Here is a 26,366-nt window from a genome sequence, read left to right as displayed (position 1 = left end):
ATCCTGCGAACAGAACCATGTCTGTTCGCCAAAAATCGATTCTCTCTCAACGGCTTGCGTGTTCTTCACAACCGACTAGCTAACGCGAGGGATGCTGCGCTTTCAGCGGCTTACCTCGCCAAATCCGCCTGCCAACCCCTGAAGCCGGCTGATAAATTCCTGCCACGCGACACAATGCACCCAAGATGCCACGATGCTTCAACGAGCGGAAAGGGATGAGGGGACAAGATCGGTGTCCTCCTGACCTTCCGTCGGGACTGTCAACCGCTGTACGGCTCGATCGGTGCCTTCATCGGGCTGTCGGTCGCCCCCTTTACGCTTAATCTGTTGTGCATGAGGCGGAGCTGATGCGCCGCTTTTCTTCGTTGCAGGGGATTGTGGCGCTTAGTCGCCAACGAATCTGCCAAATGGCGCGATCGACCATCTACACATTACTCTCGCGCTTGTAGGGATTTGCTTCGCTACTGGTGCGGTAGCTTTCCAAATTGCCTCCAAGGAACAGGCGCTCGGTTTCCCGGGTCGGCGTTCTGCCCAGTGAGCACATCAAATCGACGTCCCCATCGATGGTGTCCTGATCCTCCGCGTTCATTCCAAGCCCAATGCTACTCAGCACGTCGTCGGGCGTCCAGATTGTGGTCTTCGGTACGGTATAGGTGTGTAGCGCGTCCGCATTGTTGGCAATCGCTCTCGCCCACGGATCGCGAGAGACGACGAGTTTTGACGGATCTTCAACTAACGATACGAAGGGTGAGGCTGTAGTCTTCCCCCGCATATGCCAACCAGCTTGGCGGGCTCGGTCCATGGGATACCGCTCCAGAGGATATCCAACGGAAGAATGATCCCGAGCCGTGTTGCGGACATGAGATATTGCGCTCGTATTTTCTTCCGTGCGCGGCTTGCAATCAGTGTCCTGATTCTGAAAACGCCGCAGTGTGACATATGACGACCCCGCCACGTCGTCGAATACGCGATCTCGATCAATGGCAGCGTCGGTCGCCGATGACCAACGTGCTGCTTGTTGCGCGGCAAGTTCGATCTCGTTCCGAAGTGCGTCAAGAGTGGCGCCAGTCAATTTTGCGGCAAGCTGAGCGCGCGCACTGACGTATGATGAGGCTGGATAGCGACTGGGTTCCGAGGTCGCCTCGTTTAACCCAGATGAGGGCGCGGCGCTCGCGGAATCTGCCGCTAAGGAGACTGGCTCCGTGGTTGGGCAGACCGAGTCCAAGTCATCTAGAGCCAAGTCATTCAGCTGCTGCTCAAAGTTTGCTTGGTCTTCTGAACTTGTCGGTGCGCTGGTTTGGGCGCTAAGCTCGTCCTGCTGTCGACCGACATGGTGCGGCCACTGAACCTCAAAGGAATTGTCTGCGGCATTCCGTGGATCAACATTCATCTCTCTACTCCCTTCGAAGGGCCGCCTATCGGCGTGGATTGTTGCAGGTGCAGCTTTCGAGAAGCTGACGATCGATTAAGCTGAGACCGGGTTGCTCGACCGCCGCGCCGCGTTCGCGCGATAATTAACGACGCTCCAGCATCCTCGAATCCAGCGCAGCTTCGAAGCGTTGCGTGTAACGCTGTATCTATAATCTAGGATGGTTCATCGCATTATTAGATGGTGGGCTTGGCGACGCCTTATTGATCGGATGTCACTTTGCAGCGCGGCAGCAAGCGGTTGACCCATCATGTCGCGCCAAAACTGCCGTGTGTTCTCGAGCGCATCGAGTCATCTCAGCGTCGCGCCGGCGCTCCCAATTGCAGTCGCTACAATTACGCAGCGCGTGTTCGGTGGGCCTGATCAGAGAACGCTTGGGATTAAGCGAAGTAAGGTTTAGACACGGCAATAGAAGAGCATGCCAATGGACGATAGTAGAATGAAATACTCAACTATTGCGTTTGCATGGTCTGGACCTCTAAAGATCCTCTAGCATGATCATTGCTCGCTCTCGGGAGTCCAAAATTTTCGATGGCGAATCCCATCCAAAACATCTTCCTGAAAAGGAGCTGGCTTCTTGAGGAATTCTGGAGAGGCGATGTGAATGTACTCGTGTGGAAGCAACCCGCCGCTGGGGACAAGCTGTCACGTCGGCGTAATCGGCGACCAGCGTGGTCGAAGCTCTTCTCTGCCGCGCCCGTTCGGAGAAGATCGCAAGACCTAGCAAAAGCTTCTTTGGTGACATTCTTCTCACATCAGCCGGCTGTTTGTTGTCTATCGCTCAAATTGGCTGCCCGGAGCACATGCAAGGTGCGCTTGCGCGAAAGCGAAGGCTGGCTGCCGAGATCAACTCGTCCACAAGGCCCGCCAAGCAGCTCAGATGCCGCCGCATGAGTGGCTGTTATGTCTTCGGGTAACTCCATGCTTCATCTTGGCTTAAATCTTCATGGTGCGGGTGGTCATTCCGCAGCATGGCGCTGGCGGGGCACAAATCCAAGCGCCTTTTTTGACATCGAGCACTACGTCCGCGCTGCGAAGATTGCGGAGCATGGTCTGCTGGATGCTGTATTCCTCGCCGATACCCCCGCGATAAGTTCCGACATCACACACCAGCCACCGCTTAATGGGCTCGAACCGACGCTGGTTCTCGCCGTGATTGCGCGTGAAACGGACCGGATTGGTCTGATTGCGACGGCGTCGACTACCTACAACGAACCATATAATCTTGCCCGGCGGTTCCAATCGCTCGATGTCATCAGCCGCGGGCGCGTTGCGTGGAACGCGGTCACGACGTCGAGTCCGGCGACGGTTGCGAACTTTGGCGGTCGAGAGATTGGGCGAGCGGATCGCTACAGACGTGCGGAGGACTTCGTTGAAACGGTCCGTGCTCTCTGGCTGAGCTGGAGCGGCGAGATAGTCATCGCCGATCAGGCTGCGGGTGTTTACGCAGATCAGAGCCGATTCCGCCTGCTCGATCCCGCTACCAATAGTTTCGGCATCCGGGGCCCACTTACGCATCCCGCTTCGCCCCAAGGCCACCCAGTCATCGTTCAGGCTGGCGGTTCGGATCCCGGATTACGGCTTGGCGCCCGCAGTGCAGATGTCGTGTTTGCGGCAGCCGGGGACTTGACAACGGCGACGCAGGAGGCAGAGCGCCTGCGCGCGCTTTCTCGGCAATTCGGCCGCCCTGCGGCCCCGCTCATCCTGCCAGGCCTTGTCACCTGTATCGGGGGCACCGAGGAAGAAGCGGCTCGTCGCAAGGAAAACCTTGACGGACTCCTCGATATGGAGCGCGCCACCGTTGCTCTTGCACGAAGCATGGGCGTGGCGGTCGAGAAGCTCAGCCTCGAAAGGCCAATCCCGGAGGAGATTTTGCCTACTGCAGATGATGTTCCTTTTTCTGTCGGTCACCATCGCACGGTTGAGACTCTGGCGCGTCAAGGCCGGACGGTTCGCGAAATCATTAGCAGCGTTCAAGCGTTTGGCCACCGCTTGCTCGTGGGTGCACCTGAGCAGATTGCGGACTCGATTGAGGCGTGGTTCCGCGCTGGCGCGGTTGATGGTTTCAACATCATTCCGGACGTGCTGCAAGATGGCACTTCAGCGTTTGTCGACAATGTGGTGCCCATCCTGCAGAAGCGCGGGCTCTTTCGCAAAGAATATCGAGGGCAGACGCTGCGAGAGCATTTCGGGCTTTCCATTCCTTTCGGGCCGACACGAGCCACAGCTAGCTCACCGCTATGACGCTTCCTCAACATCAAATCATTTGGAGACTGGATATGCATTCATCGAATGCGCGGTCAACGAGGCGATTCACTGGAAAGTCGAGCTATCCAGCAAGAACCGTTAAGGCGACCCTTCTCGTGCTCTTGGGCCTGTCGCAATTGCCGTCAAGTATTCATGCTCAAGAAGGGGTAGCCGGCAGCATAAAGCGAGGAGGCGTTATTCGTTACGGGCACTTTCAAGAGCCGGCATGCCTCTTCGGGGGATGGGTGCAGCAATGGTATCTGCAACGCCAGTACAGCGATAATCTGGTCGCCCGCAGCGAGGATGGCAAGATTGTGCCATGGCTGGCCGAGTCATGGACAATTTCCGATGACAAGAAGATTTACACATTCGAGATAAAGCCGAATGTGAAGTTCACGGATGGCACTTCTCTGGATGCGCAGGCCATCGCGGATAATATCAACGGATGGCTCAGCAACGACCCTGATCTGCGCAATCCGACTGCTGCTCCGTATCTTAGCGATAGCTTCGAATCGGCAAGTGCAATCGCTCCTCTGAGGTTACAGGTAACCTTGAAGGTGCCATTTCAACCCTTGCTGAACGTGTTTGCTCAATCCTCACAAGGCATTCTCTCACCATCCGCGCTCAAGCGCGGACTTGCGGTAAACTGCGAGAACCCAGTCGGCTCAGGTCCATTCATTGTCGACAAATGGCGTCATGGACGGGAGGTCACCTTCCGCCGCAATCCCGACTACAACTCGGCGCCGGCCAGCGCCAAACATCAAGGGCCGGCTTACATTGACGGAATCAGCTGGAAGTTCCTGCCAGATCAGACCGTCCGGTACGGCTCGTTCATCACGGGCGAGACCGATGCCATATACGATATCCCAGCTATCGCATGGAAGGAGGCCAATTCCCGTTTTCCAGTATTGCGGCACATTACCGGCGGTACCCCTCTGCGCCTGGCGTTGTATACGGCGCGGCCTCCATTTGACGATGTGCTCGTCCGCAAGGCGTTTGCCTATTCGACTGACCGGAAGGCCGCAGTCGACACATCATTCCTTGGCTCTTTGCCATTTGAAGGCAACGGTGCGCTTAGTCAGAGCTCGCCGGAATACCTGCGCGAGCTCGGGCAGTCGTATACGTACGATATTCGGAAAGCCAATCAATTGCTTGATCAGGCGGGTTGGACCGAGCGTAATCCTAGCGGCGTTCGTGTTAAGAATGGCAACCCGCTCATCGTGCGCGTGTCCTATTCGAACGCTTTTCTGAAGCCAGATGGCGAGCAAGCCTTGCAAGTTATCCAGCAGCAGGCAAGAGCGGCCGGTTTTGACGTACGTCTTCAGCCTACTAATCCAGCTGATTTCTTCGCCGGAAAAAACCTCGGACCCGATGATTATGAGGTTGTTCTCCTCTATTGGGTTGCCCCCGGCGCGGAGATATTCCGGATCTCGTGGAAGCCCGATCAGAAGGGCGAGACTAATCGCTTCAATCCCTCACGCTATCAAGATCTGACGCTTTGGGACGTCATTCAAAGGGCGGAGCAGGAACTCAATGGGGCGCAGCGTACCGCCCTCTATCAGCAGGCGGAACGGAAGATCGTGGATGAGGCTCCTGTGATTGGCCTCACGGTGCTGGACGTAACGTTGGCGACCAGGCCGAACCTCAAAGACGTTTGGCTGGACCGCGGCTCGGTTGGCGAACCCGTTTTCTATGACGCTCATTTCGATGATGGGAAGTGACGCCGTGAAGATAGTAGCCCATTATCCCATTGTTTGGTTCACGCGCCGGATATTCTCCGGCGTGGTCGTGGTGTGGGCTGCCTTAACCTTCGCGTTCTTGATTCAATGTGTGCTCCCTGGCGACCGCGCCCAAATCATCATCAATGCGACAAGCGGCAACGTCGGACTCGCGTCATCGGCAGAACTTGCGGCGATCAATGCGAAATACGGATTTGATCAACCGCTCGCGATTCAATACGGAAGATACATACTGCGAATCCTGCATGGAGACCTTGGCGAGTCATACCAGCAGCATCGGCCTGTCGCAGGGATCATCGCCGAACAGATTGGCCCTACCATCATTCTGGCGGTCACCGCGCTACTGCTCGCATGGATTATCGCAATCCTGACGACCTTGTTCATCGCCGGCAGGGACAACATGTGGGCGAAGTTGCTCAATGACACGCAGGTCTTTTTTGCAACCGCGCCGCCCTATTGGCTGGCCACAATTCTGCTGGTTGTTTTTGCGGTAAAGCTGCGCATTTTTCCGGTCATCGGTGGAAGTTCACCGGCCGGGCTCATTCTGCCGACACTTGCGTTGGCTCTTGAATTATCGGGCTTTTTCGGACAAGTCGTTCAGAACGAGTTCACGCGCGTGCTCGAGCAGCCGTTCGTTGCATCCGCGCGGGCCAGAGGCATGAGTGATTTCGGCGTCAGGCTTCGCCATGTCCTCCGCCATGCCGCATTGCCTGGCATTACTTTATCAGGTTGGGCGCTCGGAAAACTGCTTTCGGGCGCGATTTTGATCGAGGTGGTTTTCGCCCGTCAAGGCCTCGGTGGAGTCCTTGTTGCTGCAACGTCCTCGCGAGACGTTCCGATTGTCTCGGGAGCTGTTTTGATTTCTGCGGGCCTATTCGTTCTTGTCAGTTTGATTGTCGATCTGACTTACCGGTTGGTCGATCCGAGGATCAAGTTGACATGAGCATGTTCGCCGAAGCTACCGAGTCTCGGTCGCTCAAAGAGGTCCTGGCAATCGTTCGCCATGTTCCGTTCCGAGTTGCCGCCTGTCTTATGATCATTGGCCTCTTTGCCCTCGCGGCTGTGGCGCCAAAGGTGCTGCAGACGCACGATCCGCTCGCTATTGATTTGAGATCGTCATTGCAGTCTCCGTCGATCGCCCATTGGTTGGGAACTGATCAATTGGGTCGAGATCTTTACTCTCGAGTAGTCGAGGGGGCAGGCCAATCCCTGGCTATTGGACTAGGCGCGACGGCGCTGAGCATGTCCATTGCGATCGTTTTCGGCGTCGCCGCCGCACTTTCTGGTGGCGTATGCGACAGCATCCTGAGCCGGATTGTCGACGTGCTCTTCGCAATTCCCACGCTCCTGCTCGCCCTTGTGTTCGTGACCGTTTTTGGGCCGTCGGTATTGACTGAGGTCATAGCTGTCGGAATCGGCACAGCGCCAGGCTATGCGCGCATGATCAGGGGCCAGGTGCTTGCCATCAAGGGGACAGGGTATGTAGAGGCCGCTAAGGTGCTGGGCCATCCATTTCCCCGTATTGTCTGGAGGCATATTCTTCCGAACGCCATGAACCCGCTGACGGCAATGATGACGATCGGCGTAGGTCAGGCGATTATATGGGCCTCCGGTCTTGCTTTTCTAGGACTCGGCGTCGCTCCCCCGGCGCCTGAATGGGGCGCGCTGCTCAATGCCGGGCGCAATTATGTAATCTACGCCTGGTGGCTGGAGATCATACCCGGTTTGGCAGTTACGGCGTTTGCCCTCAGCCTCACCATCATCGGGCGCCATCTACAGGACCGTCTGGAAGGAAAAACGTGAATGTCACAGGGGCGCCCACAGCCTGTCCCGCAGCAGCCAGACCTCCTCACGGTCGATTCGCTGCGTGTCTCCTTCGGTCGCGCCATCGACGAGAAACCGGTTGTGCGCAGTATATCCTTCTCCCTCCGGCCGGGACGGTGTCTTGCGATTGTCGGTGAATCCGGCTCGGGCAAGAGCGTGACTGCGCGGGCTCTCATAGGCCTCGCTGGTCGCTACGCCAATGTTCATGCACGCCAGCTAAGCTTCGACGGGACGAACCTGATGGGTCTTAGCGATCGTGCCTGGCGGGGCATCCGCGGCAACGAGATTGGCTTTGTATTACAAGATGCACTCGTCTCACTTGATCCGCTTCGCCGGATCGGCAAAGAGATTGGTGAAGGCTTGCTCCTCCACGGCGCGGTATCATCGCGCGAGGAGCTCGCGCAGCGCGTCATTGCTCTTCTTAAGCTCGTCGGTGTCCCCGACCCCGAGACCAAGGCCAAGCAGCTGCCGCATCAGTTATCCGGCGGCCAGCGTCAACGGGCTCTCATCGCTTCGGCACTTGCGCTCGATCCCCGCATCCTGATCGCCGACGAGCCGACGACCGCTCTCGATGTGACGGCGCAAGCTCATGTGCTGTCACTCCTTGAGGAGACCAAAACGAGGGGCAAGGCTCTGATCCTGATCAGTCACGATCTGGCAGTGGTCTCCCGCGTGGCGGATGAGATCCTCGTCATGCGAGAAGGCGAGGTCGTCGAACGCGGTAACGCCGGCCAAATACTCAAAGATCCGGAGCACCCCTATACTAAGCAGCTGCTGGACGCCGTGCCATCAGGCCGGCCGCGCGGCTCACGCCTCTCACCGTCCACTATTGTGCGTTCGCCTGCCCGGCAAACGCAGCCAGAAGTGCAATCGCCACCGAAATCTCGTCCCATCCTGCTCGAAGCGACAAGTCTGGTGAAGCGCTTCAAGGGCCCGGATGGCACTTTACGGACGGCTGTGGACGGCGTCTCCTTCGAACTGCGATCCGGCGAGACTTTGGGCATCGTAGGTGAGTCCGGATCAGGAAAGTCAACGATGGCGCGCATGGTCCTGGCGCTCGAGGAGCCTGACGAGGGAGCCGTTCAGTTTGCAGGCCGGCCTTGGACCGCGCTCGCCGAGCGCGAACGGCGGACTCGGCGGCGGTCGCTATCAATGATTTACCAGGATCCTCTTGGCTCGTTTGATCCACGTTGGACGGTCGGACGCATCATATCCGACAGCCTTTCGAGTGAGGTTGAGATACGGCGCAAACGGCAGGAGCGCGTTATCGAGCTGCTCGATCTGGTCGGGCTATCCGAGGCCTTGCTGGACCGACGACCGCTCGAGCTTTCGGGCGGTCAGCGCCAGCGCGTTGCGATCGCCCGCGCGATCGCACCAAATCCTGCCGTCATCGTCTGCGATGAGCCGGTTTCGGCGCTCGACGTCTCGATCCAGGCCCAGGTCTTGGACCTGCTCGGCGATCTGAAGGAACACGTCGGCGTAAGCTATCTCTTCATCTCGCATGATCTCAGTGTTGTTCGCCAAATCAGCGATCGCGTCATAGTTATGCGCCGGGGGAGAATCGTCGATAGTGGCGCCACTGAAGAGATATTTCGCAATCCAGAGTCTGAATATACCAAGAGCCTTATCGCCGCCATGCCGCGTCTTGTGCGCGACCACCAGATAGGTCATTCAGCCACGATCCTCGAAGAAGGCATCGCATGACGCCTTCGAATCCGATTCTTTATCATAAAATTATCTATCTCCGATCGCGGGGCATTCGCCTTTGCGCGCCGAGTTGGTCACGATTACGCGCTCCATCACCGCTCGAACAGGACAGTCTGTGGCGCGGGTTCCCCCTTGATGGACTGGCCGGCGCGCGGAGCAGGGCGAGCCGAGTTCGAACACTCGTTAACCCTGAGCTCGGCGATCCGCAAATGTCGGATTGCAAGTCATCGATTGCGTGCTCGCAAAGGACGGGCGCTCTTGCGCTCCTGCAAACGAGCTCGCAATCTTCGCTTTCACGATAGCCTTGCCATCATGGTGCGGTCCCTGACATCGAGAGTGTGTTTGTCAGGTTCAAAACATTCGGCGTCAATATTGATTTCATGACGTCTATTCAGCTCTTAATTGCGACTGATGCGGCTGGCACGGTCATTGCTATCGGAAAGGAGGTAACGCCGAGTAGGGGCCGACTTCAGCCCCGTGAACGATCACTTTTCCGCCCGGAAGCCGTGGGTCCATTCTGAAAAACAAGCAAGGCCCTGAAGTTTTCGCATTCGGTTTGATGGAGAGCGAATTGGATTGCCTAAAAGAGCCGACGAGACAAATCGCAACGTCTTGCCATATCGGCAATGTCAAAAGACGGTTGCGTTGTCAACGTTGCCGGACTCGGTGAACAATCTCAGCGCGCGGCAGTGGGGGCGCATGACTAGAATTCGGCTGACGTGCTCAAGCGTGCCGGCTGCGGAGGTCACCGACACAATAAGCGCCTCATTGAGGCGTCTTGTCGTCATTTCGCCGACGCGTTCGCCACAGGTCGCATAGCGTACCTCCAAGGCGGAGCAAAAAAGGTCGATAACAGGCCCCCCGTAATCCGGGCAATACGGAATCGTCATGTCGCAAACGATCGGCCCTGATAGCGAGTGCACCGCGAATGAAGGGGCAGAGCACTGGTCAGATCCGAAGTACAATCTTTCATCAGATGGGGACTTTGTTCGGTACTGGAGCCGAGCTGCCGATCGGCTGCGCGCGGTGGCTGCGGTTGGGAGGCGAACCGAAGAGGCGATCGGAAGGACCGGGATTGGCTTGCAGCTATCGTCCGAGAACTTTAACGGTCACGACCTGTCAGATTTCCCGTTGCGACGCTGTACCCTCAATCGTGCGCAGCTCTACGGAGCAAAGTTGGATCGGGCGGACCTTTCTGGGGCGAATCTTGTCTGTCCGGGGCTAGAGAGGGCAAGCTTCCGCGGGGCCAAGCTCGATTTTGCGTATATGCATGCGATTGCAGCGCAGGTCTGCAACTTCGACGATGCCAGTCTTTGCAATGTAATTGATGCAACGGGCAGCCTGTTTCACGGTTGCAGCATGAAAAGGGCACGCTTTGATAACGCTATGCTCAGCGGGCTTCTCGCTTACCAATGCGATGCGAGTGATGCTGTATTCGATGGCGCGGAGCTACAGGGTTCGACCATTAATGAATGTTTCCTTCCTTCCGCTTCCTTCCGCTTTGCCAAGCTGAGCCAACTCACGATCACGAAATCACATCTGGCGTCTTGCTCGTTCTTCCAGTCAAAGGGGAACTGTTTATCGATTGTGCGTCCCACCTCGGTCGATGGTCTTGTCCTGGAAGGCGCTCATCTTCCGTATCTGAGACTATCAAAGGTAAGCGGCCACATCGCAGCGAGAGGCATGTGCGCACCATTTGCTGATATTCACCTGTCAAATCTTCCAAATGCGGAGCTTGAGCAGACGGACCTGACCGAGGCGCGGCTTTTGTCCGTAAACTTGTCCAACGCAAACCTCGTCGGCGCCGTGCTCAACGGTGCATCCATTCATTCCTGCGAGCTCGACGGAGCGGACCTGTCTCTGGCATCAGGCGAATGCATTTCTATAACAGAGAGCACGATGCGAGCCGCCAAATTATCGGGCTTTCGTGGCCGCTCTACCTTTGTGCGCGACTGCGATCTCGAACGCGCAGACCTATCCAATGCTTACCTTTACAGGTCGATGATCACCGGTGATCCCCCGCAATCAATGGCACTGGATGAGGCAAATCTCGAAGGATCGAATCTCGTTCAGGCATATCTCGCCGCAGGAATGACGAGAACTAATCTGGAGGCAACGCGGGCCGCGTACGTGCGCATGAACCAATCGTCCTTGCGCGAGGCGAACCTGAGTGGGATGTCGCCGTTCCAGGCCAGCTTCGTAAAAGTGGATTTTTCGGGCGCTAAGATAACCACATTCGAGCCACCGTTCTTTGCAGACCGATGTCCGGGCCTACAGGCCGCTCTGAAGGGGGATCAGCCACGCGATCCATCAAGCTATCTGACTGAATTCTCATCGTTGATCCGACAGGGTCGAGAAGGGTCTACCTGACGGCTTCGGAGACTGCAAAATAGAAGTCAATGCAGTGTCGGCGAGTTAGGACAGGTCTGGGCGGTCGTTCGAGCTGTGAGCGAGCGCTTAAGCGCTATGGGGCTCCCTGGCATCGCCGGCGGATACGAGAGGCAGGGCAGACCTTCTGTGCGATCCGACCGACGCTCTTTTGTAAGCGGCGCACGCCGCTTACGCTCTTTTGGCATTCAAAGAGACTGGAGTAGAAAATGCATCTGGCATGTCTTTCCGCAGGTAAAGCGTTCATTCGGGAGGTGGCGAGAACAGGGCAGACTATCGGGACGGTACATACTCTCGGAGCCCTGCATCTTGGGCATGCAGAACTGATCAGAAGGGCGGCATCGGAAAATGACGTCGCGATCGTCACAGTCTACCCGAACAAGATCCAGCTTAGACCGGGTGGGAGCTACGACTTCAATTTGGACGACGATATTGGACTTGCATTGCGTTCGGGAGCAACTGCCGTAATTTCCTCCAACGACACCGAAATGTTCCCGCCTGGCTATCGAACCTTTGTATCGCAAGGCGACTGTCATTTGCGTCTAGGGGGACCCGAGGCCTATTTGCAGGAAGCCGTTACCGGGGCAGTCCGCTGGATCTGCTATGCAAAGCCGACTCGCAGCTACTTCGGCCTGAAAGATATCGGTCAGGCGATCCTGGTGAAGCGCGCCGTCGCAGATCTCCTTCTGGATTGCGAGATAAGGTTTGTGCCGACCGTGAGATACAAGAACGGAGTGCCCATTTCGTCGCGTCTGAGACGATTTAGCCGTTCCGAGCTTGATGAGCTGTCCTGCCTTTTCACGGCACTCAACCATTCGAGGAAAGAGATCGCCGAAGGGGCATCTAGTGTGAAGGATCTGGTCGCGTCCGCCACATCTCAGATCAAGTTCCGGCACTTTAAACTCGATTTTGTTCGAATCGTCGGCGCTGACGACTTCGAAGACCTGGAGCAAGTCGAGCTCCCTTTCATAATTTTTGGCGCGGCAACGGCTCATGGTCTCAGGATCTTCGATAATATCTACGTTCCAGATCAAGATACTCTCGTGAAGGGTCCTTCGGATATCTGGATCGATCTGCCTGAACAGTCCTAGCCAGGCGACTATTCATCCATGACCTTGAGAAAGCTATCCGTTCCGGCCGTATCCCAAAGCGAGGGTCACTTATGAAGGTGTACTCGGCTTGATGTTGCCTCCAGCGCATAGCCATCTCTAACCAGCACTGAGAGCTCTCACCGATCCTTTGAGTAGATCGACTTGGAAAGTCAATACGATCCTTACTGCCCGACATGGTAGGGCGAGGCTAGCTGCACTGTGAGGTAGCCTGGTCGAGCGTCCCGTCGCAGCCAAGTGCTGCGGCAGCTCGAAGGCGACGAATCCCACCACGCCGTAAACTCTCGAGAGCAGAATCTGCAGAGATATCATGACAAGGCGATCGGAAGATTATAGAGCTGAGAATCCGTGTGTCATCCCGCTGAGCAAGCTGGATGTAAGCGAGGGCAAGCGCTTTCAAGACGACAGCATGTGGGCTTGTTTTGAGCGGTTGCGAAAGGAAGATCCCGTTCACTACTGTCACGACAGCGCTCATGGTCCATATTGGTCCGTGACGAAATACCGGGATATCGTAGCCGTAGACACAAACCACAAAGCGTTCTCGTCCGAACAAGGTGTTACTATTGTCGACGTGCCTGGCGAGCACTGGACCCCGAGCTTCATCAAGATGGGGCCTCCCAAGCACGCCGAGCAGCGCAATTCCGTCGGCCCGATCGTCGGGCCGGAAAGCTTGACGAACCTCGAAAGCTTGATCCGGTCTCGGGTCAGGGCGATTCTCGCAGACTTGCCGCGCAATGAGGCCTTCAACTGGGTGGACATGGTGTCCATAGAGTTGACGACGCAAATGCTCGCCACGCTGTTCGATTTTCCATTTGAGGATCGGCGACTGCTGACCTATTGGTCAGACGTCGCTGTTACAGCTCCGAAAGCAGGCCATGCAATCGACAGCTGGGACAAACGAAGCACCATCTTGTCCGAGTGCCTGGAGTACTTCACCCGGCTTTGGAACGAGCGCATCAAAGCCGAGCCGCGCCTCGACCTGATTTCCCTGATGGCGCATTCGCCTGCCACACGCCAGATGGAGCCGAGTGAGTTTCTCGGAAATCTGATTCTGTTGATCGTTGGCGGGAATGACACCACGCGCAACTCGATTACCGGCGGCCTCCTCTTCATGAGTCAATATCCCTCCGAGCTGCGAAAGCTAAATGACAATCCCAAGCTCGTCTCGAGTGCCGTGTCCGAGATTATTCGGTACCAAACGCCAATCGCACATATGCGCCGTACCGCCGCGATCGACAGCATCGTAGGCGGAAAACAGATCAGGAAAGGCGACAAGGTCGTCATGTGGTACATCTCCGGTAACAGGGACGAAGAGATCATTGAGGACGCCGACAATTTCATGATCGACCGCAAAAATGTGAGGCAGCATCTCTCGTTCGGATTCGGCATCCATCGCTGTCTTGGTCGACATCTTGCGGAACTGCAGTTGAGAGTCCTCTGGGAAGAGATCTTGTCTGCGCAATTGGGGTTCGAGGTTGTCGGCGAACCCGAGCGGATTGCGTCTAACTTCGTGCACGGCTATTCCGCTCTTCCCGTGCAGATTGCAGCCTAGGCAAAAATTGTTCTGCTCACGCAGGCGGCGGAGCGGGCTTGCCCTGAACCATCTTTGGTTTCTGCAAGCAGCGCAGCTGGGGTGATCGACGGAAACAATGCTGCATGTCGGAAGCTAATTACCGGCCCGGCAAACGCTTGGAAAGACCTGCGAAGCGATAGGTGAGGCGCGCGTCTCCGCCAGCGCTTGGCATGCCGAAAATTGAACCTCAACGGCTACTCCGATACAGGTCTCCGGGCCACCCTCGAATCGCCGAAACCATAGAGAGCAATGACCTTGATGTTGAAAATTGTAGCTGTGGCAGCAATTTTCCTTGGAGAAGCTCTTTCGATATTCGCCGAGTTAATTGCCTCAAGGCAATTCGGAAAGGCTGGTGGCGATCTGGCGATGCTTTGGCCGATGTTTCTCCTGGTATGCTTGGGTGGCATCCTGCTCGTTCTCGGATACGCGCTGGGCTACATGCATCTGAAGAATATTTGGATCATTGTCGCGATATCGGTGGGAGCGATCCTGGTCGTGGAACCGATGCTCACGGTTCTGCTCTTCAGAGACGTGCCGACCGCCGGTTCGCTGATTGGGCTGGTTCTCGGTGCGTTTGGTGTGCTCGCTGCGATGTTTCTATGAAGGTGATCTCACCGGACCCGGATGGGCGCCGCACTTTTACGAAATGCAGCCTGAGGATCTGTGGGAGGTCATTTCAGCTGGTTGGGACGAGGAGAAATATCGATGCTGATCGTCCTTCAGCATCTCGTCATCGGTGTACGGCCGCTAGATTGTTAAGCTCTTATGTCGAAGTCCCCTTACCGTTAGTAGGACGCGCGTGGCGAGCGTAGGTTTGCCATATAAGCTGGCCATTTCTGCTTGACCATAATTCGCCGATTAGGCCCCGACTGTTCTCCCGGCTACCAACGTTTGGGGACGACTTGCCTCAGTCGGTGTGGACGGAGCTAACGGCAGAGGGGCGACGCTCGTAGCGGATCGCGTCGAGGCCAGGGCACCTCAGCCGCGGTTACGTCGCGGCTGCTTACACGGACGCAGTTACCCGCATCGCTCTCTTCAGCGACATTGGAGCTGCGATGGAAAGGAACTTCAGGTGACATTGGCCTTCTTGTGCATCCGAAAGAACGGTTTTTGGTCAGCTAGTCGTCAGTCAGGCGGTCTATCCAGACGGGCTGCACATTCATGACTTTCATCGGAGACGAAGTATGACAGGGATTGGCCGAGCTCGCACATCCGAGGTGGAAACCACAGGAGCCGGCAGCAGCGGGGACGTAAGCGGTTCGAGCCCGGAGCCTAGCCTCCTCCTTTCAGGACGCAGTCAGTCCTTCGATGCCGTCATCGAGCGGATGCGCTCTGGGACTCAGGACAGAACCTCGGTGCTTGGCAAGCCAACTTCGGATCTGGCAGCGCCAACGCGCATCGAGATCAAGGCAGCAAGGCAAAAAATGGACAGCCTGCTTGGGGAGCTTGAGGCTAGCCGTCGAGCGGCGACGCACGCCTAGAACCTGCCAGAGGCGCAAGAGCTGATCGATCAAGTCGTCACAGCAGGCTCAACAGTTCTGGAGTACTACGCGGATCTGCCGGCCAATGTGGCGCGTCGCATCCTGCCCGACGATCGGGCTCGTCGGCTCCGCGATGACACGCTGGAGGCGGCCGATCGATGTAACGAAGTGGCCACCCATATTATCTATGGGCTGGAGGAGAACAGAAAGAAAGCACTACGCGTGCTCCCGGGGATTAGAAACATTGGTACGCCTGCGCAGGTGAGCGACGCGTTTGCAAGCGTGGCGAACTACTATGCAGCCTGCATGGAATGGTGGGGAAAGAAGGTTTTGCGCTTGGAGCGGATGCAGTTTGTCTGGGCGGCTACTGCCAACTTGCCAAGTAGCACCCCCGAGATGCGCAAGGCCGAAGAGGCCGCACTAAGACTACAAACCGGCTGGGCTCTCAATATGAAGTGCATGTATCTGCAATCGCGGATCGCGCTCGCGGAGCTCTTGATTGAGGCGCGAGCGAGCGCGCTCGAGCCAGACGTGCGCGATGCTCTCATGGACGAGAGCGGGCGGGTGCGTCTGCTCGGGACCTTCGTTGAGGATGTTTTTCCGGCATTCGTCTCGACGAACCAAGCCGTTCTATACAGCGACGGAGCAGTGCTCGACGCGGGGCATCGCGCCGTTCTGGAAGGAGTCATGGAGCGGCTTTCGGAATTTGCGTCGGGGCTGAGCGGCATCGTTGCCAGTGAGGGGGACCGGAGCGGGAGTTGACCTTCCGCTGCAGTTGCTGGACGAGACTGTCGAAGGTGCGTGGGCGACAGCGAACGAGGTCATGCGGCTGCTGGCATTGCAGCCCACAACGCCGGTGACGATTGAACCGCCGGATTGGGCTGCGCTGCCTGAAAATGCCGGCGTCGTGGGCGAAGTCAATCCGCGTCGCAGAAAGGGCAAAGGAAGGCGCGCAGCGGCTGGAGGCGAGGGGAGCTCAACGGCCAGCTCATCCGAGCCGCAACTAGGCGGGCCCGATACCGCTACGGCTCCGACGCGCAAGGTTATCGTGCGCTCCGATCTCGGGACAAAGAGGATCGCCACCACCGAGGAAGCACGCACCTCTTCCGCAACCGAGCACCTCCAGATGTGGCAGGCGCCGCCGTCCAAGGAGGCACTGGCGGGATTACTTGAGCGATTGGACAAGCTGCTGCAGTTCGATCTGCCGTCTCAGCAAAAGAGCGTCTCGCAAACGCGCCAGATGAAGCCCGGCGCTCGGGCGAGAAGCTAGTCCGCTGAGCATTGCACACCGAAAACATGTACCCGACGCCGGCGGCGATCCGCTCGGATGTAACAGTGCTTTCACCTCTTTGCCCGCGGCAAGCTGGCGCGCAAGCCCTCGGCGGAGCTTCAACGGATCACGGACGGCTCGGTGGCACGGGAGCTGAGCATCACGGCCGCTTTGACGAATCGGATCGGCCGGTCCACAACAAAGTGGCCTGTTTGCTACTCTTGCATAAGGCTACGACGGCCCCTGCATCAAGCCTCCTTGGCCCCCAAAGATGCTGGGGCTGTCGTTCTTCCTCGAGCGTCTCAAGCCAAGTGGCGGCGTAGCTGCTTCGCCTCAACTGCAATGGCCGAGCGTGAAACTCGTCCTCCATGTCGTCGACGAGCCGCTCCTCAATTGCTGCGTGATCTTCGGGAGCACGTTCGCGGGTCAACCCGGCTCTCTCCTCGCGGCGCCATATGTGCGAGACCATGCAGGCCGACTGTCGCCTTGCTCGGACGATACTGTCAGATTCAACTTTAACTCGAGTGCTCCGCAGACATGCATCGACCACTCCGAGCTTCCAGCGTTCGATCAAGCAGATTGCAGGTTCCGCGCGGGCTAACATCGAAGCCCTACGGTGATGTCCGGACTTATCCATTCACTAGATAGATCTGATCAAGAAAATCAATTTTACCGCTTACAGCTTCCTCATATAGACCCGAGGAGGGTTGGGGCCAACCTAGGGAAGTGATTTCTCGGATGAAAAAGTCTGTGTTAGTGACAGCGAGCGCCTTCGCGCTTGCAACGGCGGCCGTGCCTCCTTTTGCTGCAACAGTTGTCGCGCAACCGGTCGCCGCCAGGGTGCATGTAGCCGATACTTCGTATCCTCAGTGCGCGGACGACCCGTTGGATGGTATCTGCGACCTGTTTTTTTGTTTGACCGATCCCTCGTGCGTGCGACACTGAGAACGGAAAACAACTCAAGCAGAGAATGAGGAGCGAGCCTCGTGCGGCCGCTTGCTCCAAGGTGGCCGCGTCCTCATGTCGTACGGTTGCAATGGCAGATGGTGCAGGCGCCATCTTATTCAAAGTGATTGCTCGCTTTCTGCCAGTCGGTGGCTACCGCGCAACCGCTGCATCGGCGAAGGTTGGGTAGACGGGAAAAGCCGGCTAAGAGCGCCACGCTGTGTTCCGCTGGGAGCCCCTGCGCGATCAAAACTGATCGAATCATAAGCATCTATTGCTTTTCCATGCCGCGCACATGGCCCTTCTTTTCGATGGTTCGCATTTCGGACGTCATGGTGTCCATTCTTCCCGCTATGCCAGGGTAGCCGTCGTGGCGTCAGGAAGGATCGTTTTTGGGTCTAAAATTGAGTGGCGCCGTCTCCGGCATCATGAGCATGGCAAAGAGCCCGGCTGCGCTCGCGAAAAGCATGTACCATGCGGGCACGAGTGCGCTCCCCGTAAGGTGGATCAGCCAGGTGACGATTGGTTGAGCTGTGCCTCCGAAAACCACTATCGCAAAAGCGTAGATCGTCGCGAAGGCGCCACCACGAATGTTCCTGGGCAACCCTTCGGCCATGCTCACGTAGAAGGCGCTATACGGAATCGTTCCGATCAGGGTGAGGGCGCCGAGGCCTCCTAGAAGTGCGAAGGCACTGCGGCTCTCCGCAATCCACAAGAATACCGGATAGGTCATCAGCAATGCAGTGACCTGCGGCCATATCATGATGAGACGACGGCCTGCGCGGTCGGCGAGCAGGCCGCCCAGCAGTGCTGCAGCAATTCCGACCGCATTGCTGATGAGCGTGGTACCAAAGGCGACGGGTGCGGAAACGTGGAGAGTGTTCATCGCGTAGGTGGTCATATATCCGGTAACATAAGTCGTGATCGTGCAGCTGGCCAAGATAACAAATCCCAAGCACATGATGCGGCGATCGGCACGCGATTGCCCTCCAGGCTCGGTGACCAGAACAGGCGCCTCGGGCCGGTGCAACGTTTCGGGCAGGACGCTCCGCAACCAAAGTCCAAACGGCAACGTAGCGGCACCGAGCAACAGCGCGATCCGCCATCCGTACGCATTGAGAGCTTCGCTTGTCATGGTGAGCGACAGTATTTCTCCAACCAACGCTCCGGCCGTCGCAGCTATCTGTTGGCTCGCGGGCTGAAAGGAGACAGCAAGACCGCGGGCCTCAGCGGGGGCCGCTTCCATCAAGTAGGCGGTCGTCGGACCCACTTCACCTCCGAGAGCAAAGCCTTGCAGCAAGCGTGCGAAGACGACCAGTGACGGAGCGGCAAGTCCTATTGTCTCATACGATGGCGTGATAGCTAACAATAGGACCGCGGCACTCATCATGGTAAAGCTGGCGGTCATCGCGGGCCGTCGGCCGGCCCGATCCGAATACGAGCCGAGCACGATGGCCCCGATCGGTCTGGTTACAAAACCAACGCCGAAGGTTGCGAGTGAAAGCATGAGGCTAGCGAACGAGTCGGTTGCCGGGAAGAACGCTTGGCCGATCTGTATCGCGAAAAAGCTGTAGGTCCCGAAGTCGTAGAATTCGAGAATATTGCCGATGGTTGCGCCCAACACGGCGCGGCTCGTCAAGCGTTCCTCTGCGGGATCGAGGACCGGCTCCAGCCTCTCTCGAGTAGATTGCCTCGACATCCTCGACCTAATCTGAAGCGCGATTCCGACCCAAAATTTTGGCCAGACAGGACGCACCGTTGCATTGCACTGCCCGCTCCCGTCCCTCACGGCCATTTCGTCATGCAACGTGGAGGCTGAAGCGTGTCACGACGAATCTCATCGTAACGTCTGCAATAAAAATGCCTGCGTCTCCGCCACCATTTAGCCCTTGATCTGATCGCTGGCCCGGCCGGCAAAGGCAAATATGCCAACCTGCTGCATCCGTGAGGTGGATGCAGACTTTTGCGCTGCTGTGGCGAGTGTGCGACAAAATTGACGAGCGTCGCACACGACTGACGACGACTCGAGCCATTCCGCCTCGGCCAGGTTACGTCCACTCCCTAAGGAGCCAATGGGCTAGGCCCTTCATCGTCTAGCATTACAGTTGCATTTTCATGGAGGTTCTGAATCCATGGGCGACCATGATTCGGGATCTGATGATTGGTGGTGCGTCGGTTGAGGATACGCTGACGCTGTGGGCTTCGTCGTTGCGAGATGCCAAGCAACGGATCCGTCGGCTGTTTACGCAGGAGCGGGTCGCGGCCTCGGCGGGGCAGTTTCTCGACGGACTGTTGGGCAACGAGCCGCGCAAGACGGGTTGGATGCGGGCGGAAGCGGCCGGCGATCCGGGCCCGTGGTGCCAGCAAGCGATCCTGGGCCGGGGGCAGTGGGACGCCGATGCGCTGCGCGACATTGTGCGTGAGTACGCGCTGGAAACGCTCGGCGATGAGGACGCGGTTCTGGTCATCGATGAGACCGGCTTTTTGAAACAGGGCAAGGCCTCGTGCGGGGTTGCACGCCAAGTACATCGGCTCGGCGGGCAAGATCACCAATTGACAGATCGGAGTGTTCGCCTCCTATGTGTCGCGACATGGCCATGCCTTCATCGACCGGGCGCTCTATCTGCCAAAGGAATGGATGGACGACCCCGCTCGCCTGAAGGCAGCGCATGTACCGAGCGATGTGGGCTTTGCGACGAAGCCCAAGATCGCGCGTCGAATGATCGCTCGCGCGATCGCCGCACAGGTGCCGTTCTCGTTCGTGGCCGCTGACAGCGTGTATGGCACGGGTGAGATCGAAACCCTGCTGCGCAAGGCGGGCAAAGGCTATGTTCTGGGTGTTGCTTCCAATCACGTGTTCCGTTCCTGGGGCAAGCAGCAGCCTGTCGCCGGCACCGCTTCCGCGATCGCGCAGAGCCTTCCCAAGAAGGCTTGGCGCCGCCTGCCGTCCGGCGAAGGGACCAAAGGCCCGCGCTGGCACGACTGGGCCTATCTTAAGCTGGCTGATCTTGACGCCAGCGAATACAACACGCCCTTGCCGGGGAATGGACGCGGGGTCTTCTGATCCGCCGCAATATTGCCGACGGCAGCTTGGCCTTCTTCTCCACATGGTGCCCCAAGGGCACCTCCATGCAGAAGCTGGTGTCGGTGGAAGGCCATCGCTGGGCCATCGAGGACAGCTTCGAAACCGCCAAGAACGAACTCGGCCTTGATCACAACGAAAGCCGCTACTGGCATGGCTGGCATCGCCATGTCTCACTCGTCATGCTGGCCTTCGCCATGATGGCCGTCATCCGTCACCGGGCCAACACCGGGCCATTGCTCAAAAAAACGCGACCGAAGCATCGTTCTTGATCCGCTGGTCGATCCAGGAAATCCGCCGCATCGCCATGAAGCTTGCCCAGCGGCGCATCTCGCACGCCCACATCCTCGCATGGTCGTCCTGGCGCAGGGCTCATCAGGCCAACGCGCGCAAAGCCCATCTCAGGCAAAAATTGCAACTGTAATGCTAGGGTCTGTACCTAATTAGCGAACTCTGATTCCCTCGGCCGAGTTGATTCGGTGCGAGGGACTTCGATGCGAAAAGGACTGTTCTGGCTCAACGACAAGTAGTGGGTTCGGATAAGACCGCATCTGCCAACGAACCAGACCGGGCCGACGCGCGATGACGATCGACGCATTATCAGCGGTATCATTCACATGCTTCAGTGCGGCGCACGCTGGCGCGATTGCCCGTCCGATTATGGTCCTTACACAACGATCTACAATCGTTTCAATCGCTGGGCCAAGCGCGGGCATTGGCAGGCGATCTTTGAAGCGCTCGCCCGCTGCGGCAAGGACGGCGTGACTTTGTCCATCGACTCCACCTCGATCAAGGCGCACCGCTCGGCGAGCGGCGGAAAAGGGGGGAGCATGGACAGGCGATCGGCCGTTCGCGTGGTGGGCGGACCACGAAAATCCACGCGCTGAGCGACCCTGATTGCAAACCTTGCGCGTTTCATCTCACTCCGGGTCAAGACGCAGATATTTCCGCAGCGTCAGCCCTTTTGAAACTCGCGCCGCCGATGTCTACCCTCATCGGAGACAAAGGCTACGACGGCGACGGCTTTCGCGCCGAAATCGTCAATCGCGGCGCAAAGCCGGTCATTCCAAACAAATCCAACAGGGTGACCCTCCACAGTTTCAGCAAGCGCGCCTATAAAGGGCGCAACGTTATCGAGCGCTGCTTCTGTCGGCTCAAGGATTTCAGGCGTGTCGCAACTCGGTATGACAAACTCGCCAGGAACTTTTTGGCTGCCATCCACCTCGCCGCCATCGTCGCCTATTGGATCAATTGAGTCTGAACCCTAGAGCTTCGTATTGTTCGCGCGTCACCGCAATGTCAACGATCGGGTTGTGAATCCAAAGTAGCGCGCCTTTAGGCAGACGAGTTGCAGAGAAACGTCCAATACCGCCAAACTGGTCTGGCTTCAAAATAGTTTCAACAATCAACATCGAAGAAATCTCCCAAAGTCACTAACACCGAGCAAGCTAACTGACGTGAGCGGCGAAATCTCCTGCACGAATTGGTAGGATCGTCTATCCGCGCCTTCCGAGTTCCTCGGGATTCGTTTCGGCTGCTTGGTCCGGATCGCCCTCCGCGGCACTGCCATCGTGGTGATGCTGGAAGGGGCTGCAGGTCGGTGGGATTCCGGGCAAAGATCCGCGCCGATCAAGCAGTCGAGTGATCGTGACCTGTGGACTCTCAGCGCGGCGGCACGCCGGACTTTCTCGCGACCCTGCAAGCCGCCGACAAGACCTTCATCAAGACCTTCAAGAGCAGGGTATTCCTCCGTTGAGGGCCGCCTTGTTTGACGGACGCGAACGCTGCAGGTCCTAGGGGTAATCCTAGGACAAGCGCTATGACGATTTCGCGGACAGAGGTGATCACATCGGTCGAGCGGCGGCGCCGGTGGTCGCAGGATGAGAAGGAGCGGCTTGTTGCAGCATCGCTCGAGCCCGGCGCATGGCTGGCCTTCATGTAAGCCAGCTGTTCAGGTGGCGCAAAGAGCTTTGCAAGCACGGTGAAGCGAGTATGGCGTCGTTCGTGCCGGTCGAGATTGGGCCGTCTGTGGCGCCCCGGGTGGTGGCCGAAGCGCCCTTGACGACGACGGCGGCGCGTCGACGGAAGAGCCTGGGCATCATCGAGATTGATCTTGGTAGCGGGCACCGCATCCGGGTCGATGGCGACGTTGATGGAGACGCGCTACGTCGCGTTCTCGATGCTTTGGTCCGCCGATGATCCCGGTTCCGACGGGCGCGCGCGTGTGGCTCGCGACAGGCTACACGGATATGCGACGAGGCTTTCCGTCGTTGGCCCTCCAGGTGCAGGAGGTGCTGCGCAAGGACCCGCTCAGCGGTCATCTGTTCGTCTTTCGCGGTCGCCGAAGCGATCTTTTGAAGCTGATCTGGCACGGTGTGCTGCAGAGCATGAAGGAGGTGAATAACCGAATTTAATGCGTACAGCTTTATGAGAGATGGAGGGTGGCCCTCCTGCATCGGCGTTTCAGGCGCAGATGCAAAACCACGACACTGTGGCTTCGCTTAAAAGGCGCGGTCATGAGCAAGTGCTGTAAAAGTTCCGGGTTTACGGGGCAGGTAAGTATCCAGAAGGCGAGCGAAAGCGAATCTTCCGATGACGCGTCGAAAATTACTAAGGCGTCGCCAAAATCAGGGGCGCGTGCCATCCCTGAGATCAATCCGTGAGGCGCCTGGATTACTGCGCGGTTGGTGACCGGCGTTTAGGGGACGCGATCTGGATACAGGCTCTTGTAGAGAACTGAAGGAACCAGTCGTTGTGATGCCAAGGGGAGAAGTTCAAGCGGCGCACACCGCGAGACGAGAGTACCGAAGCACAACACTGGGGCGGATCGGCTCGTAGTAGTGATGAAGGTGCTGTAATGGGACTGGAGCGAAGGGGCCGAAACAAGTGGGTTGCTCCCATATGCAACTGTGATGAGCAGGAGGACATGTGAGTGTAGACCTGACTCGGCTGATAAGCAGCTTAGCTGTCCGTAAGCTGACGCGGGCAAATAAAGGGAGAACTAAATTCGGTGAAACGACGGGGCGAGGCGCGCAGTCCGGCGCCGCGCTCGCCGGGGCGTCTTCATAAGTGTCGTCCGTGAAGAAGTCCAAGCCGTTGAGTGAGATTCGGTTCTTGGCCCCGCTGCGATACGAGATTGCAAGCTTTTCACGGCGGAAGGCCGGAAAGCCTGCAGATTAGCCAGCCGTGATTCCTTCGTAGCGGAGGCGCGCGATGCGACCGAAGAAGCCGGAAACGACGGGGGAAGGCGACCTGTTTCGCGCCAGGTTCGATCGGATCATCCACCTGAAGCACGAGCAAGGGTTTACTCGTTGCTTTCTTGAGGCGTTTCCGTGATCAGGATCTTTTCGATGCGGTGCGGCTTGGCATGGAACGCGACCAAACTCAGTGGCTCTGCTTCGCCACTCAGGGCGGATGAAGCCTGACCACGGGCCGATCTTGAGTAGTCGATTAATTGTAATTGCGAAGTTCGGTGTCATACATCCTCGTGCGCGTTAGACTCAGAGCAGGGGCCGAATGCGTCAATGCTTATTCGTTCCTGTGCCTTGCCAGAAAGAAAGTGGAGACATCGGCAGACATTATAACGACGAGCGGCCCCTGAGGGGTCGGCAGTCACCTCCGATTTTTTCTGCACTATCACCTCGCCGCAATCAGCCCGCAACGTGATGACGCTGTTCACAAACAGGAAGGGGCCGTGGCTGTTCGGCTCAACAAGGAGCCGCTAAGCGATGGCGCCCGCAAGTTCGTTGGGGCCGGCAGTGCTTATCCGCACCGCCCTGAGCCCCACTAAGCTCGCAAGAGTCGCTCAAGCAAGCTATGGTCCATCACCAAGTCCGCTACCTGAGCTATCTGGAGCGGCCCCTGACGTAGCGACTGTTCCGGGTGTCTACATCTGTGGATGGTGGATGAGCCGAACGTCGTTCGGTCCTCCCGGCCCCAAGAGGGCCGTGTAACGCTCGCCGCGAATGTCGTATTGCTTCATCGGCTGCGCTGCGTCCGGCAAGAGGCCCCAGTGGCCGAGCCTCGAGATCATCGTGATTGGGGCGGGTTGTGTGCCGTGCGAAAAGCCCTCAGGAACGGCGAATGATGCGGCGTAAATCTCGCGGGCCGCGGCCGGCGTCGTCTCAGCTCTGACGGACGCCGGAGCGGCTTGCTCCATCGTCTCTGCAAGCGGTGCTGGCGAGGACCGATTCGCCGGCTGTGCGCTCGGCTGCGAAACGCTTTCCGGTCGAGATCCGAAATGAATGGTTGCGCCTGATAGATTGAGTGGAGAGCCGCCCCTCATCGCCGCCGCGGGTACGAACAGCGCCGTGAAGCGGTCGTTATGAACTATGAACGGAGCGCGTGGGCTGTCCTGGCTCGGCGGGACGGTGCTACCCTCATGCGCAGCTGACGTGCGCTGGTCGTCCTGCCGCGAGTTGACGGAACGAACGGCCGCTCCTGAATCCAAGGGGTGGTCATGAGGGGCGGTTGCCTCGAGAGACGACGATGAGCCGGCGTTTCCCAGCATCGCCCACAGCAGATCCTGGTCGTAGTCTTCCGCAGGAAGGATCAACGGACCGCTGGCCCGAAACAGTGTGCCGGCGTCTTCAATCAGCTCGCGAGCGGCTGAATTGCTAGGGTCGGTGGGCTGGCGCTCAATGGCATCGCCTTCCGTCTGGCTTAGTGTCCTCTGCCTCTTCGTAGGCCTCAACTGGCCGGTGTAGCCCTCGCCCATCAGGGCAGCGGCGTCCTCGCGTCCGATGACTGCCTGTTCGGAATGAGAACCGTCGGCCCTCTGGTGCTCAAGTCCCAAGGCCTCGGCGAGCCTGAGGCCTTCTTCAGACAGATGAGGATAGTAGGGATCAGGAGAAACCGGATCCTCTGCGACGGTAGAGGTACCAAGCTGAGGCACTTCATCCAAGTACGGCTCAAACTCCGCTTGCTGCTGTTGCGCTTGCGGCACCGCGGCGTTGTAAGCAGAGAACTCTGGGTCGAATGGGTTGATGCGGTTAAATGGGTCCATGTCCCCCTCGGTTCAAATGTTTCGCTCTCTAGTTCTCGCTCTATTAGGACCAGCTGTCGACAAGCTGACGCACTCAGAGAATTCGGTGAGCCAAATGGGCCTGCCCGATCTCCACACTTTGCTCGAGAAACGCGGCAAGATGCCGGATTGCGCTTTATGTGGCACGCCTTGCCGCAATTCGCGGTATCCTGCTGGATCGAGGCCGGCCTGAACTAAAAGCAGTTCGAAACTTTGCCGGCCATAGCAGTCTTTAGGTCAAGGACCTCTGCGGCCATCTGTTCAAATCGGACGACCACAATACTCGCTGGACATGGTTGCGAGAAGTCCATTTGAGTGAAAGGCATAAGGGGTCTTCGGATCGCTCATCGATATGCCGCACTGGGCGGCGGCATTCACCGGGTGTCTGATCCGCGTGAGTACCTATATCAAACGGATCGATCGCAATGATCAAACACTCATGAACATGGTGAGCGGCTCGGCAACGGCGTCGTGTGAGCTGGCCCCGGTTGTCTGAACAGAATATCCGCGTCGATAAGTGGAGCCTCTGCCGGGGTTAGGCTGCCGTGC

The 26,366-nt window shown here is 57.8% G+C and carries 21 protein-coding genes and 1 pseudogene; 17 read left to right on the top strand and 5 right to left on the bottom strand.

Annotated features, from left to right (window positions below; all coding sequences use genetic code 11):
- Window positions 1-424 precede the first annotated feature (424 nt).
- Complete coding sequence (locus tag D6B98_RS37790; protein WP_164719134.1) at window positions 425-1,390, bottom strand: hypothetical protein; 966 nt, start codon at window positions 1,388-1,390, stop codon at window positions 425-427.
- 960 nt (window positions 1,391-2,350) lie between these two features.
- On the opposite strand from D6B98_RS37790, the gene D6B98_RS37785 reads away from it, so the two are divergent.
- The 5 genes from D6B98_RS37785 (at window position 2,351) to D6B98_RS37765 (ending at window position 8,943) form a co-directional block, all read left to right on the top strand.
- Complete coding sequence (locus D6B98_RS37785) at window positions 2,351-3,673, top strand: NtaA/DmoA family FMN-dependent monooxygenase (protein ID WP_430642575.1); 1,323 nt, start codon at window positions 2,351-2,353, stop codon at window positions 3,671-3,673.
- A gap of 119 nt (window positions 3,674-3,792) precedes the next feature.
- Window positions 3,793-5,397 carry an ABC transporter substrate-binding protein gene (locus tag D6B98_RS37780; RefSeq protein ID WP_235884952.1) on the top strand — a complete coding sequence of 535 codons (1,605 nt, stop codon included), beginning with the start codon at window positions 3,793-3,795 and terminating at the stop codon, window positions 5,395-5,397.
- Complete coding sequence (locus D6B98_RS37775) at window positions 5,369-6,358, top strand: ABC transporter permease (protein ID WP_126262013.1); 990 nt, start codon at window positions 5,369-5,371, stop codon at window positions 6,356-6,358. The genes D6B98_RS37780 and D6B98_RS37775 overlap by 29 nt, the downstream gene beginning before the upstream one ends.
- A complete protein-coding gene (locus tag D6B98_RS37770; RefSeq protein ID WP_126262012.1) occupies window positions 6,355-7,218 on the top strand; it encodes an ABC transporter permease in 864 nt (287 codons plus the stop codon). The genes D6B98_RS37775 and D6B98_RS37770 overlap by 4 nt, the downstream gene beginning before the upstream one ends.
- Complete coding sequence (locus D6B98_RS37765) at window positions 7,219-8,943, top strand: dipeptide ABC transporter ATP-binding protein (RefSeq protein WP_126262011.1); 1,725 nt, start codon at window positions 7,219-7,221, stop codon at window positions 8,941-8,943.
- A gap of 632 nt (window positions 8,944-9,575) precedes the next feature.
- Here the strand turns inward: D6B98_RS37765 and D6B98_RS37760 are convergent.
- A complete protein-coding gene (locus tag D6B98_RS37760) occupies window positions 9,576-9,836 on the bottom strand; it encodes a hypothetical protein (protein ID WP_126262010.1) in 261 nt (86 codons plus the stop codon).
- On the opposite strand from D6B98_RS37760, the gene D6B98_RS37755 reads away from it, so the two are divergent.
- From D6B98_RS37755 to D6B98_RS40600, 6 genes are all read left to right on the top strand, one after another.
- The gene (locus D6B98_RS37755) at window positions 9,835-11,316 is read left to right on the top strand and encodes a pentapeptide repeat-containing protein (protein ID WP_126262009.1); all 1,482 of its coding nucleotides are present in this window, start codon (window positions 9,835-9,837) and stop codon (window positions 11,314-11,316) included. The two genes, D6B98_RS37760 and D6B98_RS37755, sit on opposite strands and share 2 nt — an antisense overlap.
- Window positions 11,317-11,543: 227 nt before the next feature.
- The gene (locus tag D6B98_RS37750) at window positions 11,544-12,425 is read left to right on the top strand and encodes a pantoate--beta-alanine ligase (protein WP_126262008.1); all 882 of its coding nucleotides are present in this window, start codon (window positions 11,544-11,546) and stop codon (window positions 12,423-12,425) included.
- A gap of 328 nt (window positions 12,426-12,753) precedes the next feature.
- Window positions 12,754-13,995, top strand: coding sequence for a cytochrome P450 (locus tag D6B98_RS37745; protein WP_126262007.1), 1,242 nt, complete (start codon window positions 12,754-12,756; stop codon window positions 13,993-13,995).
- A gap of 270 nt (window positions 13,996-14,265) precedes the next feature.
- Window positions 14,266-14,619: a hypothetical protein gene (locus tag D6B98_RS37740; protein WP_126262006.1), complete on the top strand. Its 354-nt coding sequence runs from the start codon at window positions 14,266-14,268 to the stop codon at window positions 14,617-14,619.
- Window positions 14,620-15,584: 965 nt separating this feature from the next.
- The gene (locus tag D6B98_RS40605; RefSeq protein ID WP_205680566.1) at window positions 15,585-16,259 is read left to right on the top strand and encodes a hypothetical protein; all 675 of its coding nucleotides are present in this window, start codon (window positions 15,585-15,587) and stop codon (window positions 16,257-16,259) included.
- Window positions 16,260-16,320: 61 nt separating this feature from the next.
- Complete coding sequence (locus D6B98_RS40600; protein ID WP_205680565.1) at window positions 16,321-16,767, top strand: hypothetical protein; 447 nt, start codon at window positions 16,321-16,323, stop codon at window positions 16,765-16,767.
- 1,321 nt (window positions 16,768-18,088) lie between these two features.
- Here D6B98_RS40600 and D6B98_RS37725 read toward each other — a convergent pair.
- The gene (locus D6B98_RS37725; RefSeq protein ID WP_164719133.1) at window positions 18,089-19,411 is read right to left on the bottom strand and encodes an MFS transporter; all 1,323 of its coding nucleotides are present in this window, start codon (window positions 19,409-19,411) and stop codon (window positions 18,089-18,091) included.
- Between the two features lie 443 nt (window positions 19,412-19,854).
- Between D6B98_RS37725 and D6B98_RS37720 the strand changes: the two are divergent.
- The 3 genes and pseudogenes from D6B98_RS37720 (at window position 19,855) to D6B98_RS37715 (ending at window position 22,049) form a co-directional block, all read left to right on the top strand.
- A pseudogene (locus D6B98_RS37720) lies at window positions 19,855-21,066 on the top strand (IS701 family transposase).
- Window positions 21,063-21,218, top strand: coding sequence for a hypothetical protein (locus D6B98_RS40370; RefSeq protein WP_164719132.1), 156 nt, complete (start codon window positions 21,063-21,065; stop codon window positions 21,216-21,218). The pseudogene D6B98_RS37720 and the gene D6B98_RS40370 overlap by 4 nt, the downstream one beginning before the upstream one ends.
- Window positions 21,219-21,333: 115 nt before the next feature.
- Window positions 21,334-22,049, top strand: a protein-coding gene (locus D6B98_RS37715) for an IS5 family transposase (protein ID WP_235884843.1) whose coding sequence is annotated in 2 segments (ribosomal slippage) — window positions 21,334-21,615 and window positions 21,618-22,049 — 714 coding nt in all. Because the reading frame shifts where the segments join, the coding sequence is not laid out codon by codon here.
- On the opposite strand, the gene D6B98_RS37710 is transcribed toward D6B98_RS37715, so the two are convergent.
- Window positions 22,042-22,206, bottom strand: coding sequence for a hypothetical protein (locus tag D6B98_RS37710; protein ID WP_235884838.1), 165 nt, complete (start codon window positions 22,204-22,206; stop codon window positions 22,042-22,044). The two genes, D6B98_RS37715 and D6B98_RS37710, sit on opposite strands and share 8 nt — an antisense overlap.
- Window positions 22,207-22,613: 407 nt before the next feature.
- Here D6B98_RS37710 and D6B98_RS41570 point away from each other — a divergent pair, with 407 nt between their 5' ends.
- Genes D6B98_RS41570 through tnpB form a run of 3 tightly spaced genes read left to right on the top strand, consistent with a single transcriptional unit; the run spans window position 22,614 to window position 23,208 of the window.
- Window positions 22,614-22,736 carry a transposase gene (locus tag D6B98_RS41570; protein WP_164719131.1) on the top strand — a complete coding sequence of 41 codons (123 nt, stop codon included), beginning with the start codon at window positions 22,614-22,616 and terminating at the stop codon, window positions 22,734-22,736.
- A 50-nt stretch (window positions 22,737-22,786) separates the two neighbouring features.
- Complete coding sequence (locus D6B98_RS37705) at window positions 22,787-22,993, top strand: hypothetical protein (protein WP_126262003.1); 207 nt, start codon at window positions 22,787-22,789, stop codon at window positions 22,991-22,993.
- Window positions 22,990-23,208, top strand: coding sequence for an IS66 family insertion sequence element accessory protein TnpB (gene tnpB, locus D6B98_RS37700; RefSeq protein WP_126262002.1), 219 nt, complete (start codon window positions 22,990-22,992; stop codon window positions 23,206-23,208). The genes D6B98_RS37705 and tnpB overlap by 4 nt, the downstream gene beginning before the upstream one ends.
- A gap of 1,472 nt (window positions 23,209-24,680) precedes the next feature.
- Here tnpB and D6B98_RS37695 read toward each other — a convergent pair.
- Complete coding sequence (locus D6B98_RS37695; RefSeq protein WP_126262001.1) at window positions 24,681-25,799, bottom strand: hypothetical protein; 1,119 nt, start codon at window positions 25,797-25,799, stop codon at window positions 24,681-24,683.
- Between the last annotated feature and the right edge of the window lie 567 nt (window positions 25,800-26,366).

The sequence above is a fragment of the Bradyrhizobium sp. LVM 105 genome (assembly GCF_003957705.1).
Lineage (GTDB): Bacteria > Pseudomonadota > Alphaproteobacteria > Rhizobiales > Xanthobacteraceae > Bradyrhizobium > Bradyrhizobium frederickii.
Note: the sequence above shows the minus strand (reverse complement) of the source record. Positions and strands in the feature narration are given on the sequence as shown.

Bases quoted from the DNA above. Each gene is read 5' to 3' on its own strand.
- D6B98_RS37770 (WP_126262012.1), top strand. From the start codon at position 6,355: ATGAGCATGTTCGCCGAAGCTACCGAGTCTCGGTCGCTCAAAGAGGTC.
- D6B98_RS41570 (WP_164719131.1), top strand. From the start codon at position 22,614: ATGACGATTTCGCGGACAGAGGTGATCACATCGGTCGAGCGGCGGCGC.
- D6B98_RS37740 (WP_126262006.1), top strand. From the start codon at position 14,266: ATGACCTTGATGTTGAAAATTGTAGCTGTGGCAGCAATTTTCCTTGGA.
- D6B98_RS37710 (WP_235884838.1), bottom strand. From the start codon at position 22,206: ATGTTGATTGTTGAAACTATTTTGAAGCCAGACCAGTTTGGCGGTATT.
- D6B98_RS37760 (WP_126262010.1), bottom strand. From the start codon at position 9,836: ATGACGATTCCGTATTGCCCGGATTACGGGGGGCCTGTTATCGACCTT.
- D6B98_RS37785 (WP_430642575.1), top strand. From the start codon at position 2,351: ATGCTTCATCTTGGCTTAAATCTTCATGGTGCGGGTGGTCATTCCGCA.
- D6B98_RS40600 (WP_205680565.1), top strand. From the start codon at position 16,321: ATGCGGCTGCTGGCATTGCAGCCCACAACGCCGGTGACGATTGAACCG.
- D6B98_RS37745 (WP_126262007.1), top strand. From the start codon at position 12,754: ATGACAAGGCGATCGGAAGATTATAGAGCTGAGAATCCGTGTGTCATC.
- D6B98_RS37790 (WP_164719134.1), bottom strand. From the start codon at position 1,390: ATGAATGTTGATCCACGGAATGCCGCAGACAATTCCTTTGAGGTTCAG.
- D6B98_RS37755 (WP_126262009.1), top strand. From the start codon at position 9,835: ATGTCGCAAACGATCGGCCCTGATAGCGAGTGCACCGCGAATGAAGGG.
- D6B98_RS37725 (WP_164719133.1), bottom strand. From the start codon at position 19,411: ATGTCGAGGCAATCTACTCGAGAGAGGCTGGAGCCGGTCCTCGATCCC.
- D6B98_RS37705 (WP_126262003.1), top strand. From the start codon at position 22,787: ATGGCGTCGTTCGTGCCGGTCGAGATTGGGCCGTCTGTGGCGCCCCGG.
- tnpB (WP_126262002.1), top strand. From the start codon at position 22,990: ATGATCCCGGTTCCGACGGGCGCGCGCGTGTGGCTCGCGACAGGCTAC.
- D6B98_RS37750 (WP_126262008.1), top strand. From the start codon at position 11,544: ATGCATCTGGCATGTCTTTCCGCAGGTAAAGCGTTCATTCGGGAGGTG.
- D6B98_RS37695 (WP_126262001.1), bottom strand. From the start codon at position 25,799: ATGGACCCATTTAACCGCATCAACCCATTCGACCCAGAGTTCTCTGCT.
- D6B98_RS37775 (WP_126262013.1), top strand. From the start codon at position 5,369: ATGACGCTCATTTCGATGATGGGAAGTGACGCCGTGAAGATAGTAGCC.
- D6B98_RS37765 (WP_126262011.1), top strand. From the start codon at position 7,219: ATGTCACAGGGGCGCCCACAGCCTGTCCCGCAGCAGCCAGACCTCCTC.